The organism is Dactylococcopsis salina PCC 8305 (assembly GCF_000317615.1).
Classification (GTDB): Bacteria; Cyanobacteriota; Cyanobacteriia; order Cyanobacteriales; family Rubidibacteraceae; genus Halothece; species Halothece salina.
In genome coordinates, this window is the sequence record NC_019780.1 from 87,635 (window position 1) to 102,366 (window position 14,732).

The 14,732-nt window shown below is 42.3% G+C and carries 15 protein-coding genes; 7 read left to right on the forward strand and 8 right to left on the reverse strand.

Annotated features, from left to right (window positions below; all coding sequences use genetic code 11):
* Positions 1–58: 58 nt before the first annotated feature.
* The 4 genes from DACSA_RS00600 (at position 59) to DACSA_RS00610 (ending at position 3,079) form a co-directional block, all read left to right on the forward strand.
* Complete coding sequence (locus DACSA_RS00600) at positions 59–1,000, forward strand: phosphoribulokinase (RefSeq protein ID WP_015227916.1); 942 nt, start codon at positions 59–61, stop codon at positions 998–1,000.
* Between the two features lie 59 nt (positions 1,001–1,059).
* Positions 1,060–1,809 carry an RNA methyltransferase gene (locus tag DACSA_RS00605; protein WP_015227917.1) on the forward strand — a complete coding sequence of 250 codons (750 nt, stop codon included), beginning with the start codon at positions 1,060–1,062 and terminating at the stop codon, positions 1,807–1,809.
* A 5-nt stretch (positions 1,810–1,814) separates the two neighbouring features.
* Positions 1,815–1,943, forward strand: coding sequence for a hypothetical protein (locus tag DACSA_RS22365; protein WP_015227918.1), 129 nt, complete (start codon positions 1,815–1,817; stop codon positions 1,941–1,943).
* A 152-nt stretch (positions 1,944–2,095) separates the two neighbouring features.
* A complete protein-coding gene (locus DACSA_RS00610; RefSeq protein ID WP_015227919.1) occupies positions 2,096–3,079 on the forward strand; it encodes a serine hydrolase in 984 nt (327 codons plus the stop codon).
* A gap of 4 nt (positions 3,080–3,083) precedes the next feature.
* Here DACSA_RS00610 and DACSA_RS00615 read toward each other — a convergent pair whose 3' ends face one another.
* The gene (locus DACSA_RS00615; RefSeq protein WP_015227920.1) at positions 3,084–3,407 is read right to left on the reverse strand and encodes a Uma2 family endonuclease; all 324 of its coding nucleotides are present in this window, start codon (positions 3,405–3,407) and stop codon (positions 3,084–3,086) included.
* 66 nt (positions 3,408–3,473) lie between these two features.
* Positions 3,474–4,472, reverse strand: coding sequence for an IS630 family transposase (locus DACSA_RS00620; RefSeq protein ID WP_015227921.1), 999 nt, complete (start codon positions 4,470–4,472; stop codon positions 3,474–3,476).
* Between the two features lie 159 nt (positions 4,473–4,631).
* On the opposite strand from DACSA_RS00620, the gene DACSA_RS00625 reads away from it, so the two are divergent.
* Positions 4,632–4,850 (forward strand): hypothetical protein, encoded by a 219-nt coding sequence (locus DACSA_RS00625; protein ID WP_015227922.1) that lies wholly within the window; start codon positions 4,632–4,634, stop codon positions 4,848–4,850.
* Complete coding sequence (locus tag DACSA_RS00630) at positions 4,819–5,073, forward strand: hypothetical protein (RefSeq protein ID WP_015227923.1); 255 nt, start codon at positions 4,819–4,821, stop codon at positions 5,071–5,073. Before DACSA_RS00625 ends, DACSA_RS00630 begins: the two co-directional genes overlap by 32 nt.
* Before the next feature lie 15 nt (positions 5,074–5,088).
* Here the strand turns inward: DACSA_RS00630 and DACSA_RS00635 are convergent, their stop codons facing one another.
* Positions 5,089–5,733 (reverse strand): L-threonylcarbamoyladenylate synthase, encoded by a 645-nt coding sequence (locus DACSA_RS00635; RefSeq protein ID WP_015227924.1) that lies wholly within the window; start codon positions 5,731–5,733, stop codon positions 5,089–5,091.
* Between DACSA_RS00635 and larC the strand changes: the two genes are divergently transcribed.
* Positions 5,732–6,898, forward strand: coding sequence for a nickel pincer cofactor biosynthesis protein LarC (gene larC, locus DACSA_RS00640; RefSeq protein ID WP_015227925.1), 1,167 nt, complete (start codon positions 5,732–5,734; stop codon positions 6,896–6,898). The genes DACSA_RS00635 and larC overlap by 2 nt on opposite strands.
* Positions 6,899–6,933: 35 nt before the next feature.
* On the opposite strand, the gene psb29 is transcribed toward larC, so the two are convergent.
* The 5 genes from psb29 to DACSA_RS00665 form a co-directional block, all read right to left on the reverse strand.
* A complete protein-coding gene (psb29, locus tag DACSA_RS00645; RefSeq protein WP_015227926.1) occupies positions 6,934–7,656 on the reverse strand; it encodes a photosystem II biogenesis protein Psp29 in 723 nt (240 codons plus the stop codon).
* Positions 7,657–8,053: 397 nt separating this feature from the next.
* Positions 8,054–10,450 carry an endonuclease MutS2 gene (locus tag DACSA_RS00650; protein ID WP_015227927.1) on the reverse strand — a complete coding sequence of 799 codons (2,397 nt, stop codon included), beginning with the start codon at positions 10,448–10,450 and terminating at the stop codon, positions 8,054–8,056.
* 176 nt (positions 10,451–10,626) lie between these two features.
* Complete coding sequence (locus DACSA_RS00655) at positions 10,627–13,968, reverse strand: Swt1 family HEPN domain-containing protein (RefSeq protein WP_015227928.1); 3,342 nt, start codon at positions 13,966–13,968, stop codon at positions 10,627–10,629.
* Between the two features lie 106 nt (positions 13,969–14,074).
* Positions 14,075–14,422 (reverse strand): HepT-like ribonuclease domain-containing protein, encoded by a 348-nt coding sequence (locus DACSA_RS00660; RefSeq protein ID WP_015227929.1) that lies wholly within the window; start codon positions 14,420–14,422, stop codon positions 14,075–14,077.
* Complete coding sequence (locus DACSA_RS00665) at positions 14,406–14,711, reverse strand: nucleotidyltransferase family protein (RefSeq protein WP_015227930.1); 306 nt, start codon at positions 14,709–14,711, stop codon at positions 14,406–14,408. Before DACSA_RS00665 ends, DACSA_RS00660 begins: the two co-directional genes overlap by 17 nt.
* Positions 14,712–14,732 lie beyond the last annotated feature (21 nt).

Here is a 14,732-nt window from a genome sequence, read left to right on the forward strand (position 1 = left end):
AAACAGGTACAATTAATCGGAACTTCTAACTGTGAAAATTATAATTACAGAATAAATTATGGCTGAACGTCGCATTATTTTGGGTATTGTCGGTGATAGTGCTGCTGGAAAAACCACTCTTACCAAAGGGATCGCTAAAATTTTGGGGGAAGAGAATGTTACAGTAATCTGTACTGATGATTATCACCGCTACGATCGAGATCAACGGAAAGAAACGGGAATCAGTGCGCTTCACCCTGACTGTAACTATCTCGATGTGATGCAACAGCATATTGCGTTATTACGAGGCGGCCAACCGATTCTCAAACCAATTTATAATCACGATACGGGAAAGTTTGATCCGCCAGAGTATATTCAACCGAAAAAATTTGTTATTCTCGAAGGTTTGCTTGGCTATTACACTCGCGCTTGTCGGGATGCGTTTGATGTGAAAGTCTATCTTGCGCCTCCTGAATCTTTACGAGAAACATGGAAGGTGAAACGAGACACTCGTAAACGCGGCTATACAGATCATCAAGTTTTAGAAGCGTTGAGAAAGCGTGAACCAGACTCCGAAGCATTTATTCGCCCGCAACGGGAATGGGCGGATGTTGTGGTGAGTTTCTATCCCCCAGAAGATCATTCTGAAGAAAGCAATGGTAATCTTAATGTGCGTCTCGTTTTAAGACCAACGATTCCTCACCCTGACTTGGTGCGCTTGTTTGAAACTCAACCTGAAAACGGCGCAGTGGCACTAGAATTAGATCGGGATATGGGGAAACCTGTTGATGTTTTAGAAATTCAGGGAAATGCAACGAAAGAACAAGTGATTGATATGGAGAAAGTTCTCTGTACAGAAGTTCCCTATTTAGCCGATTTTTGTCGCATTGATAGTGAAATTGAAATTGGTAAGGTTATTGGAACGACTGGAGAAACCATCCAAAGTTATCCTCTAGCGTTGACCCAATTACTGGTAACTTATCATATGCTCAAAGCCTCTTATAGTTATCAAGTGAAATAGCATCAAACTTCCCTCCAGAAATCTAACCTTGATTGACGATCGGATCACCTTCATTGATAATGGCTACTTCTTCCTTAGAGAACATTCGCGTTGTATTAATAGAACCAGCAGGAGAGTTAAATATCGGTTCGATCGCGCGGGTGATGAAAAATATGGGATTAGAAACCCTGCTGATCGTCAATCCTCGATGTGATCCTTATAGTTTTTCAGCGCGACAAATGGCAGTTCATGGCGGTGATGTTTTAGCGAGGGCAAAAATTGTTAATTCTCTCCCAGAAGCGTTAGTGGGATGTCAACAAGCCGTTGCGACCACCGCACGCGATCGCGCCCTTTCTCTTTCCTTACAACCCCCCAAACAAATTCTTCCCCAACTGCTAAACGTTCCCTCCGCCCTAATTTTTGGACGAGAAGACAGTGGTTTAACCAACGAAGAAATTACCCACGCCCAACATTGTCTCTATCTTCCCACAGCTTCCACCTATCCTTCCCTCAATTTAGCAACGGCGGTGGCAATTTGTGCCTACGAATTACAAAAACTGGTAACTACCCCAACGGAAAATTTTGATTCCTCCTCCCCAGACACCGCTACTTTAGAAGCATTAGAAGGATACTATCAACATTTAGAACAAGTGTTGTTGAAAATTGGCTTTCTCTATCCTCACACCGCAAGCGCACGGATGCAAAAGTTCCGTCAGATTTTTAATCGTGCTAATCTAACCCCAGAAGAATTAGCCCTTTTACGAGGGATTTTAAGACAGACGGAATGGGCTATCAATAATCCTGATGATGTGGTGAATGAGGAGGAGTAATTGTTATGGTCAGTCGCAACGAATATCGATCGGGAAAAGGTAGAAATCCCAAGAAAAAAAGAGATTATAGAAGTAAATCAGCTTTCGGAAATAAAAAACGCTCTCCTAGCAAGGAAAAAAAACAAAATCCCTGACAAAATCTTCTCATCGTTCTCCAGCGATCGATCGCCCCCAACGCAAACAACGGAGAGAAAAACCCAACAATGTCGTTGCTTTTCCTCATCAACCGCAATCTCCCAAACCAGAACAGATACATCCGCCTCGTTCGGGAATAGAACTCTCTTTTATGTTAGTGGTGCGGTTAATGATTTTAGCAGTGGGAACAGGGGCGATCGCTGGAACAATCTTATCATTTATCAATCCAGAGAAATATGTCTCGCAACCGTCCCCTCCAGCGACAGAAATAACCAAACCAGTGGGGGAATCTCCTCCATCACCCCCACCTCCCCCAGTTTTACCTTTAGATCAAGAAGCGATGACCTTAAAGCAAACCTTACAACGTCTGGGGAGTGAACAATCTCAACTGAATCCAGGTGCGTTTATTGTCGATTTAGATAGTGGGGAATATGTGAGTTTACAAGGGGAGAAAGCGTTTTCGGCGGCGAGTATGATTAAAGTGCCAATTTTAATCGCGTTTTTTCACGCTTGGGATGAGGGAAAACTAAAGTTAGATGAACGTTTGACGATGACGGAAGAAGTGAAAGCGGGTGGTTCGGGAAATATGCAGTATGAAGCAGTGGGAACGGAATATTTGGCGTTGGAAACCGCAGCGAAAATGATCATTATTAGCGATAATACGGCGACGAATATGATTATTAAGCGCTTGGGGGGAAAAGAGGCTTTAAATCAGTTATTTGCAGAATGGGGATTAGAACAGACTCGCCTTCGTAACCCGTTACCCGATTTAGAAGGAACAAATACCACCAGTCCGAAAGAGTTGGTAGAATTGTTGGCGAAATTAAATCAAGGGAAGTTGGTTTCTGCTCGATCGCGCGATCCAATCTTTCGTATTATGCGGGAAACGAAGACGAGAACCCTGCTTCCTCAAGGGTTAGGGGAGGGAGCAAGCATTGCTCATAAAACAGGGGATATTGGCTCATTAGTGGGGGATGTGGGGATTATCGATCGACCCAGTGGGAAACGTTATTTAGCCGCGATTATGGTAGAACGTCCTCACAACGATCGCGCCGCCAATGAGTTAATCCGTCAATTTTCCCGCGAAACCTATCAATATTTCCAGAATCGAGAACAAAACTCGTTCATTGAATAATCATCTATTTTTCCCCAATTTTAGGGGTTGGGTTACGCGGTAGCTTCACCCAACCTACGAGAGAGATGACTAAAACATCAGGTAAATAACCACTTTCTCTATCTTTGGGTTTAATCAGTGCGTTTTTTGGGAAACGATAAGGATAGTTTTGATTTCGCGCTTCGATCGTTAATTCCCTTTGCAAAAACTCCACAATTTCCTCATGTTTTCCTGTGGGTTGCATGGTAATAATTTTTCCCTCATGGAGTTCGTAATGTTGATGCTCTGGTTTCCATTGCAAAAACTCTTCAAACGTTAATAATTGTTGTGAAGTTGTAGCAGAAATCATAATTTTACAACTGATTTACCTAAGTTATATGATGTTTTCAAAATTGATTTAAGTTCTCCTAAGCACCTATGCAAAATGAATTGCATACTCAGCTCCAAAATTATCCAACACTTTTTCTAGGTATTTAATAAGATTCTTCCAACTGTCGTAAGCTGAAACTTCAATCCACTCATATTTGATAAATCTCCAGAGAATTTCGATTAAGTTATATTTAGGAGAATAAGGGGGTAACCAGAAAATTTCCAATTTTTTTGCTCTCCATTCTTCCAGTTTTTCTACAAATTCATCGCTCGTGTGAATTGATGCTTGATCGAGAACTACTACGGTAACTTTCGTTAAGTTTTCACTAATTTTATCTAAAAACTTAATAACGGTATCACTTTTAATTGTCCCTTGATATATTTCGTAATCTAAATGATAATCACAATCCATTAACCCCAAGACACTTATTCTCTTACTTTGACAGCTTTTCAAAGTTATTCTTTCTCCTTTCTCCTGCCACGCATAGGGAACATCAGGCTTGAGAGAAAATCCACTTTCATCTAAGTATTTGATTGCAATATCTCCTTTTTGAGCTTGCTTTTTTAATTCTTCCAACCGAGGTAGTTTTACCTCTAATTCCCATTCATATGGGCTTTTACTGATTCCTCTCTTCATCCTTTTCCAGAGCATATTCAACTTCTTTATAATTCTTTTTATCGTATCTTTACTAATCTCAATCCCCCATTCTTTTTGAATTTTATTTTGAACTTGATTGAGAGACTTTGGATTTTCCTTTACCCAAGTTTTGACTTGTTCTTTTTGCTCTTGACTTAATTTGGGTTTTCTCCCCACACCTTTTTGATTATATAGGCCCTTAAGATTTTGATCTTCCCATCGCGTTAACCAGTTATATATGGTTTTTCGATCGACGTTAAAGATTACCTTTAACTGGTCAATTGTAAATTTCTGGGAACTCAACAAAATACATTTAGCCCGATTTCTTACTTGAAGGGATTTACTTTGACAACTAATTCTTGTAAGAAGGCTCTGTGTTTCTGGATTTAAGTCTCTAATAAATCTCATAATTTTCGATCGAGGCAACCCCAATTTGCTAAAATGCACTAAGCGCAATCTATTTTACTTGGTCTCTTTAATCCTACATAAATTATACTATATTAGGAAATTCATTTTGCCTAACTGCTTATAATAAGGATTAAAATCTAGATGCTTTAAGCAAAGATAATGGGAAAGAAAAACCATAAAAAAGCAATTCGATCTTTGAATAAGCGTATCGCTGAACATGAAGAAAAAATTAAGTTAGAATATGAAAAAGACTCTCCAGATGAGGGTCTAATTAGACATTGGGAAAAAGAAATTGTTGCCTTTGAAAAAGGGGTTCAACAAGCGCGAAAAAGATTAGGAAAAAGTAATGATTCAGACATCCACCCTTCTAACCAATAATACCACTCTCAATCAATTGATTATAGAATTAGGATCAGAATGTGAAAACATCATCACTTTAATTGATAAACTTCAGTCTCCTCACCTTAGCAGCAAACAAAAAGCCGAAGTTTTCGCTGAATTACTCGCAGCGACTACTCATTTGAATAGTCATTGTGGCGAAGATTTTCAGACACTAATTGCGGAAGAGATGGAAACTTTACCTGATGATGATGAAGACTGAATGATCGAGCATTTTTCAATCAGTAATTGCAATCAAGTTTTCCATGCCTAAACCCTCACGAATAATTTGTGGTTCATCTTCCGTTAGATCAAGAATTGTCGAAACTTCGGTTTGTAATTCTGACCCATCATCGAGAATAATATCGACTAACTTATCCAAAACATCAAATAAACGTGCTTTTTCATAACCCAACGTCGGTAAATCTCCCATGTCATCGGGAAGATAAGCAGAAGTAGAGATGATCGGATTCCCTAGACTCTCTAAAATCCCTTGACACAAGTTATGATGAGGAACACGAATCCCTGTAGTTTTTCGTTTGGGATTCATTACTAAACGCGGCACTGATTTTGTCGCAGGTAATAAAAAGGTATAAGGTCCGGGGATTAAACGTTTCATCAGACGATAAGCGGGATCGCTAACTCGCGCATAATCCGCAATATTCGATAAAGAGGAACACAGAAAAGTTAACGGTTTCTCATTACTCATCCGTTTTAGGGAACGGACTTTTTCCACCGCCGATTTTGCGTTTAAGTCGCACCCGATCGCGTAAACTGTATCCGTAGGATATAACATAATCGCCCCATCTTTCAGCGCTTGAGAAACTGTTTCTAGCACACGAACTTGAGGCGTTTCTGGATGAATAGAATAAACAGTAGCCATGACAAAAGTTGTATATTTTGATTGTCCAACGGGAATCGCAGGTGATATGTGTTTAGGGGCTTTAGTTGATGCTGGTTTCCCTATGGATTATCTCACGTCTGAGCTTAAACGATTAGGATTAAGTTCAGAATATCAATTATCTGCTGACTCAGTTTCCCATAATGGACAAGTCGCGACAAAGGTTGAGGTGACAGTTTCTTCCACTCATCCCCCTCATCGTCATCTCCCCGATATTGAAGCCTTGATTAAAAATGCTAATCTTCCTAATCAAGTGGAAAGATGGAGTATCGCCGTTTTTAAACAGCTTGCCATAGCAGAGGGAAAGGTGCATGGGGTTTCCCCTGATCAAGTCCATTTCCATGAGGTTGGCGCAACGGATGCGATCGTAGATATTGTCGGAACTTGTTTGGGATTACATTGGTTAGGGATAGAAACCATTTATTGTTCTGCGTTTCCTACGGGTGGGGGAACAGTTAAAGCCTCTCATGGAGAGTTACCTGTTCCAGTTCCAGCGGTGATCAAGTTATGGGAATCTCGTAATGTTCCGATTTATAGTAATGGCATCAATAAAGAGTTAGTGACTCCTACTGGTGCGGCTTTAATGGTAACATTGGCGACAAGATTTGGCAGGTTTCCAGAGATGACAGTGGAAAAAGTGGGGTTAGGTGGGGGAAATCGACGTTTATCGCTTCCGAATATTCTACGGTTATGGGTGGGAGAATCGATCGAACAGGAGAGTTTAGAAACGGTGGCGGTATTAGAGACACAGATTGATGATGTTTCGCCGCAAGTTTTAGCTTACTGTTGCGATTTGCTGTTTAATGTTGGTGCGTTAGATGTGTTTACTCAAGGGGTGACGATGAAAAAGTCTCGTTTGGGAACGTTGGTGACAGTAATTTGTCCTGTGGCGAAAGTTCCAGACTGTGAGGAGATTTTATTTCGAGAAACAAGCACGATCGGGATTCGTCGTCAATTTCAGCAGCGCAATGCTCTAAAACGAGAAATCCAAGAAGTAGAAACGGGTTTTGGAAAAGTCAGAGTAAAGGTTGCTTTTTTTCGGGATAAAGTTATTAATAGACAACCCGAATATGAGGATTGTTTAAAATTAGCTCAAAAACATAAAATCCCGTTATTAGAAGTACAAAAAGCCGTTTTGAATCAGTAGAGACGTTACAGGGAACGTCCCTACAACTTTTGAGTCTATGCTTCTGTGTTTTCTTCCTTTTTCTCTAATTCCACTTCGGAACTTTTTTGTTGCTGTTGTCGTCTTTCTCTTTGCTTGCGATCGGCTTTAATCGCATCTTCCAGCACCGATCGAGCTTGTTCCATTTTTTCTAAATTACTGCGATAAAGGTCTAAATCCTTATCCACTTTTTCTTTCGGTAAACCCAAACCTTGACAACATTTTTGTAAAACTTCTTCTCGTTTTTTGTCATCAGTGACTAAATCGGGATTCGCCGTTTCTAAAATTGTATAAAGTCCAATAATAAATAAACGGCTATACTTAAACCGAGAATTATTTTTAATTTCCTGTAAAACTTTCGTTAATTCTTCTGCACCATCTAGGGGTTTTAACTCACTCAAACAAGCAGTCACTTCTTCCCCAGAGTGATTGGCTGCGATCGATTTTAGCTTTTCTGCATCTTGTCGATACTTTTGGGGATCATTTTCAACCGCTTGACAAATGGCATTAAAAATCGATTCTTTCTCTTTTTCTGGTTGATAGCCTTGCATAAAGGTATCAAAAACGGTAGTGACACCCAAAGCATAAATCGGATCATACTTAAAATCAGTATTCACCGATAACAGGTGCATTTCCACTAACAATTCTTCAATCACTCGCCGATAAATAGAGTTTAGGGGGCGAGTATGCTGAGTATAAAAGGTGCGTTTGGTTTCGGAAAGGGTGCGAAGAGTATCCACAGATTTAATTAGGTAACGTTATTTATAGATAGTTTGTTTATCCTTCCTATTGTCTCGTTTCTGATCCAATTTGCCAAGTCTTTATCCTTTTGATTGGTAACTGGTCACTGATTCTAGGTTGGGTTTAGTCCTTCGTCCTTCGTCCTTCGTCCTTTGTTCTTTGTTTTCCAATGACCAATGACCAATGACCAATGACTAATTTATGTTGGGTTTGGTTTCTCTTCACCCAACCTACGTTTGGTTGCGTTGGGTTTCGTTTCCCTTCACTTTGGGCCTACTTTCTTTTCCCCCCTTTCAAAGGGGGGTTAGGGGGGATTATCGGAGTAAATGTTGGGTTTCGTTTCCCTTCACCCAACCTACGTTTGGTTGCGTTGGGTTTCGTTTCCCTCCACCCAACCTACTTGAGATAGGCGATAGTTACGCCATTTCCTCCTTCATTTTGCGGTGCGGTTTCAAAACGATCGATTTGGGGATGCTGTTTCAGAAATTCTTGGACTCCCTGACGCAATTTTCCTGTTCCTTTCCCGTGAATAATCCACAAAGCACCCGTATTTTGAGAACGAATTGCCTCTTCTAATTGACTTTCGGCGTGGTTGACTCGATAACCGCGAAGGTCTAAGGTATTTTGTTCAGTGCGAACGGTGGGGGCGTTGTTTGCTGGTTTTTTCTGGGAGGAATTAGAGGATTTTTGCTTTTGTGGAACTTCGGGTTTGATTCCGTCTAAAGATTCAATATCAGCGAGAGAAACGCTCATTTTCATTGTTCCTAAACGGATGGTTAATTTTCCGTCTGCGTTCGGTGCGGTTAAAACTTCTCCTGTTTGATTAAACTGACTGAGGCGCACTTTTTCCCCAATTTGTGGCTGATAGTTGGGTTTGGGTTTCGGGGGTTCAATTTGCGGACGATGACGGCTGGCGATTTCATTGACGCTGGCTGTGGCTTTTTGCGCTTCTTGTCCCGTTTTTTCGCCTTTTTGCAATTGTTTGATCACTTGGGCGATTTCTTGTTTGGCTTCGGAAATGGCTTGGTTAACGGCTTGTTCCTGAGAGCGTTTTAATTCTGTTTCTCGCGCTTCTAAGGCTTGGGCGCGACTAGAGACTTCTTGATAGAATTTCTCTGCTTGTTCGAGCAGTTGACGGGCTTCTTGGGCTTTTTCTTCTTGTTCACGGCGTTGATTTTCTAGTCCTGCGATTACTTGATTAATATCTTCAGAACCTCCTCCTATACGGTTTTTCGCCATGTCGAGGATTTCTCCTGCTAATCCTAACCGACGCGCAATCGTTAGGGCGTTAGAGCGTCCGGGAATGCCCCATAACAGGCGATAGGTGGGGGAGAGGGTTTCGTCGTTAAATTCGACGGAGGCGTTTTCAAAGCGTTCGTCTTGGTATTTTAAGGCTTTGAGTTCTCCATAGTGGGTGGTGGCGATCGTCAAGCGAACTTGTTGCGCTAGGTATTTTAATAGCGCGATCGCGATCGCGCTTCCTTCGGCGGGATCAGTGCCAGCCCCCACTTCGTCTAATAAAATTAAACAGGGTTGAATCTCAGAATCAGACGGTTGTAAGCTGTCGATAATGCGAGTAATCCGACGAATATGTCCAGAAAAGGTAGAAAGATTCTGCTCGATCGACTGCTCGTCTCCAATATCCGCTAAAATCTTGTCAAACCAGGGAATTTCTACAGGTTCTTTTGCCGGAACAAATAACCCCACTTTTGCCATCAGGGCGGCTAATCCCACTGTTTTCAGGGTGACGGTTTTTCCCCCTGTATTCGGTCCGGTGATCGCAACAACACGAGTTTCAGGATTAATCTGGACATCAATGGGAACAACTGGTGTCCCTTGTTCGTGATGCTGTTGCCAAACCAGTAGCGGGTGACGCAACCGACGCAGGGTAATCGGTTCGTTGCTGTTTCCTTCCACAAAGCGAGGGGGATTGGCTTCTAACCATAAACTATAGCGCGATCGAGCCGTTGCGAGGTCTAATTTTGTCGCTACCGCCAACAGTAATTCTAAATCTTCTTTTACTGTCGCCACTTGTTCCGTCAACACTTGTAAAACGCGCTCTTCTTCCCGTTGTTCTTGACGGATATATTGGCGCTGTTGGTTTCCCAATTCCACAACCGAATTCGGTTCAATATAAAGGGTTGCTCCAGTGCTAGAGCTATCATGGACAATACCGCGAATCGACTCTTTCTGTCCAGCTTTCACAGGAAGCACGAATCGATCGTTACGCTGAGTAATCACTGGTTCTTGAATTGCGCCCCCTTGTTGTTGGATAATGTTTTGGAGCTTCTGATAGATGCGATCGCGCCGTTCTTTAATTTTCTGACGAATTTCTGCTAACTTGGGACTTGCTCTTTCCGTAACTTTTCCCTTATCATCCAAACAACGATTAATTTCCTTTTCTAATTCTGGATAAGTCCGCACTTGGGAAATTAACGCCTTGAGACGCGGTGACGCTTCCAACCCATCAATCACCCGTCGTAACCGTCGCATTGCCACTAAAGTTGTCGCAATCTGTAACAGGGTTTCTCCTGTTAAAATTCCCTTATATTCGGCACGTTCTAACGCCGAGCCAAAATCATAAATTCCCTCAAACTTCCATCCCGTCGTCAGATTTGCTTCTAGTTGATAAACTTCTTTCGTTTCTGTAAGGAGAGTTAAGCTCGTTTCACGGTGATCTGGGATGGGAAGATTCCGCGCCACTCTTGCGCCTAACTTGGTACTGGTGAAGGTAGCGAGATGCTCACCTAAGCGTTGCCATTCTAACAGGGAGAGAGTTTCTGCTTCTATCAAGACTAATCCATTTACGGTGTTTGTTCCTTCATCTATCTTAATGTGTTTCTCTTGTTTGAGCAGAAGACCTGACTATTAAAGTTATAGTAGGTTTGCTCAATCAATGATTAAAAGCAGGTTGCGTGGAGTCAGCGCGAAACCCAACGCCAATTATCAGCAATTACCTGAACTTGATATTACTCAGCTTCAAAAGATTGATCCTGAAACTTCAGGGTTTTACAATTTTCTACAACCGTTCGCACCACATCATCGGGAGTGCCATCAGGGATTTCGGCTTCGATTTCGAGGGTCAATTTCACTTTGGCACCACTTAAAGCAGTCAAATGCTGAATCACTTCATTCGCGATCGCGCTGGCATCTCGATTCATCCGCATCGCATCAATTTCAACATTGCCATGAAATCGTTGTAACTTCGGTGGTTCTGGTTTTGGATCACGTTTCGAGTCAGAGTCATCTCCGTGATTCGGTTTTGAATCAGGCTGGGGCTTCGGTTTGAGAGATTGTTTCTCTTTTTCTGCCTCAAATTGCTTTTGGGCGCTTTCTGGTTTTACAATCAGACTGTGAGGGCTAATACTCGGATTAATCCCCGTTCCCGCCTTTAAACTCAGATATTTTTCTTTCTCTTCATCAAAGCCTTCAGCATAAGCAAAATGATCCGTCCAGACAGTTGAAGCGACTCCATTACGAATTCCTTCCAGTAAGACTTCCTGATTTTGTAAGCGGGGAAGATAGAGATATTGGGTGAGATATTCCCAAAGACGTTTTAGATCAAGGTGGTTGCTATTGCGCCACAAAAACGGGTCAAGCGCTTCCAGTCGTAGATTAGCCGCTGCATAAGTGGTTAATAAATCATTTTCATACTCTGCTTTCTTACTTGCCCGAAGAATTGGGGAACCCCCCTCTGTACCCCCTGCTAGGGGGGAGGTAAGGGGGGTACGGGTTTCTTTCCACTCGATTCCCCCTTGGGGATTCGGTTGTTCGGGAACTAATAACCACTGGTAAGTATCGCTAAGAATGTTATCAACATATTCGTTAGCTTGGCTTAACTTGGTTGTGGCTTGGTTGCTTTGAAAGACATCAAGATTCAGCGCTTCTTTATCATCGACAATGGACTGCCAAGCTAGATATTGAGCCGTATTCCGTTCTAAATTTTCAATTTTGGCTTGATCTGGGGCAAGAAATAACAGCGTGTTCTTATGATACCGAGGACTGCTTCCTCTCGTGTTCAATATTTCCTCTAGCCATTGACGAGCGGGACTGTCTTCACTGAGACGGTTATGATAACTTTGAGGATCGAGTACCACTAAGCGCACCCCTAAATAGGGGTCATCAGGAACATCAGCGGTAGATTCTGGGGCAACATGAACCGCGCTAAATTCCCCTCGTGACGTATATTGTTTGAGGCGCTTTTTAATTTCTTCATGGACGGGATAAAGTTCCTCTAAGACTTGGTTTGCTCGTTCCTGAGCGGTGCGGTTAACATTGGGTTGGGTAGAAATCCAGTAGCGGTTGCCATCCACATAGAGATAAGTAGCTTGATCTGTGAGTCGCCGTAGGGCATCGCTAAAGGTGGCGACACTTTCTCCTGGTTGCACACAGCCCAGTTTGATGCGACGGTCTTCTAGTCCTAAATTCGCAGCCCGCAGTGTTGGCGCTGATCCCATGTAAATAGTTCGGGCGACGCGACGACAAGCCGAATACCGTCCTAAATTTGGGTTAGCGCGATCGCGCTCTAAGGGTAAAGAGTTCGCCCCATCCACATCTTTGTCAATAATCGGAGTCCAATTATCATCGAGATATCGCGTCAACTCCGACTGCACTTGACCATCATCCATGGGAATATGAGCAGGTAAAATCATCAAACTTTGGTCATTGCGTTCCCATAAGGAATGGATCACCTTTGCCATTAACCGCAATACCCCACGAGTGCGCTGAAACTTATCTAACGTTGACCAGTCTTCGTAAAGGCGATCGAATAACTCAGGATGAATGGGATACGCATCTGTTAAGCGTCGTTCATAGTCCTTCTCTTTGCATTCACTGGGAAACTCTTGTTGCTGAGTCTGATACATCCGCGCAAACGCCCTCACCACCGCATCTCGCTGCACATATAAATCGGGGTCTGTGGTACTTTGGAACAACCGCCGCCGCACAATCTCAAAACTTTCCTCCGCACTCGCAGGGCGCCAAGGAGACTCGACCCGACCAATGGCATTTTTTAAGCGTTCTGTGGCTTCATGTCCTTTTTCTCCCCCTTTTTCGATATCAGAGGCGGGAATACTCACCACTAATAACGTATCCTTGGCATTTTTTGCGGATTCGCTTAAAGTTTGAGCAAACGTAAACTGAGTATCAAAGGTTCCCCCAGCTAAATCCTTATTTTCATCATGCAACTGACGCGCATAAGACACCCACTCATCAATTAAAATCAGACAGGGAGAAAAGCGATTAAATAACGCCTTTAGTGCATCCCCTGGGTTAGTTGCGGTTTGATCTGCATTGCGAACAAACTCATAGCCTTCTGCACCCCCTAATTGCCACGCTAACTCTCCCCAAAGGGTTTTAATCAGAGGACGATTTTCACTTTGATGTTGAGGTAAATAAGGCTCAATTCCACTGGGTTGGAGTTTGTTTCCCACTAAAACTGCAACATTGACATTTTGGGGCGGTTCACTGAGTCCAGTTTCTGTAAAGAGAGAGTCTGTATCAGGGAGGTCTGAGATTTTCAGAGCGTTACAAAGATGATATAACGCCAATATGGCATGAGTTTTCCCACCGCCAAAATTGGTTTGTAATTCAACAACAGGATCACCGCCTTTTCCACTCAAACGCAGCAGTGCTTTTGTCAATAATTGCTTTAACCCTTCCGTTAAATAAGTACGACGGAAAAACTCTGTGGGGTCACGATATTCATCTGAACCTTCATCGAGATAGACTTGCCATAAGTCCGCAGCAAACTCCGCTTGTTGGTAGTAACCCGAAGCCACATCTTGGTGAGGCGTAGCAACTTCCCGCCAAGGTTTTAAGCCCACCGTTGGTTGTCCTTCTGTGGGCGTTACCGCAGCGCGACGACTTTCTCTTCTGGCTTGTTCTTGAAAACGGACTCGCAATAATTCTTGTTTTTGCTTTTCAATTTCTTTGGCTTCTGGGGCGGATACTGCTGAAAGAAAACGACCAATGCTGTCCAGTGCGCGATAGGTGTCATCAGTAGAGATGGTAGAATTATGCGCCCAAGTGTTGCGAATATCTTGGCATTCTGAGAGGAGACTGCGTTCAGCTTTGCCGAGAGTTTTGCGGAATACACCGTTCCACTCATTCCACATCACTTTTAGAAACTCGTAGAGATCAGTTTTAATCTTGTTTTGAGCAGTAACACTGTCTTTATCAAAATAGCTTGCCACGCGCAGGGGCCATTGTTTGCTACAGTTGGCTTCCATTTCCCGCTCAAAGTAGGGATAAAGCCCTTCGTGGAGGAGTTTGAGGGCGCGACCGACTCGTTCGTGGTTACTAATGCTCATTGTCGTTTTTTTTCTATTCTAGAAGACATGAAGAGAAAAGCACAATAAGAAAGTAATAAGCGATCGCGATCGCAGTAATTTGGAGGACACAGCAAGCCAAGATTGATCATTCGCCTTTGATTTCCTTGAGAATGTTTTCGATCTTCACTTTCAGATTAGGAATTTCATCAATAATTGCATTCCAGACAATATCATAATCAACACCAAAGTAATTATGAATCAATTTATCTCGCATCCCTGCCATCCTTCTCCAAGCAACTTCAGGATGTTCAGCTTTGAAAGAATTAGGCAAATTTTTAGTCGCTTCCCCAATCACTTCTAAACTGCGAATATATGCTCTTTTTAAGGTCTCATCTTTCAAGAAATCCTCTTTGCTTAGATTTTGAGATGATTGAAATAGATATTCAGCTTCATCCAAGATATGTTGCAAGTAGTCTTCAGGAGAACGAGACATATTCAACCTCACGCAATATTTTAGAGCCAAAGTGAGGACTTAAAGATTCTGGGGTAACTAAATCAATCTTATGCTCAAACAAATCTTCTAGGAAAAAACTTAATTCCATGAAATTCCGAAACGTTTTTTGGTCAGGATCAAAGACGACAAAGAAATCTAAATCACTGTTTTCTTTTAAATTTCCCTTTACCACAGAACCAAATAATCCGAGTTGATTAACCCCAAATTCTTTTAACTGGTTTCGATGTTTCTGTAAGTTTTGAATAATTCCATCTTTCGTTATTGTCATTATTGTCTTCCTTAAATCCTC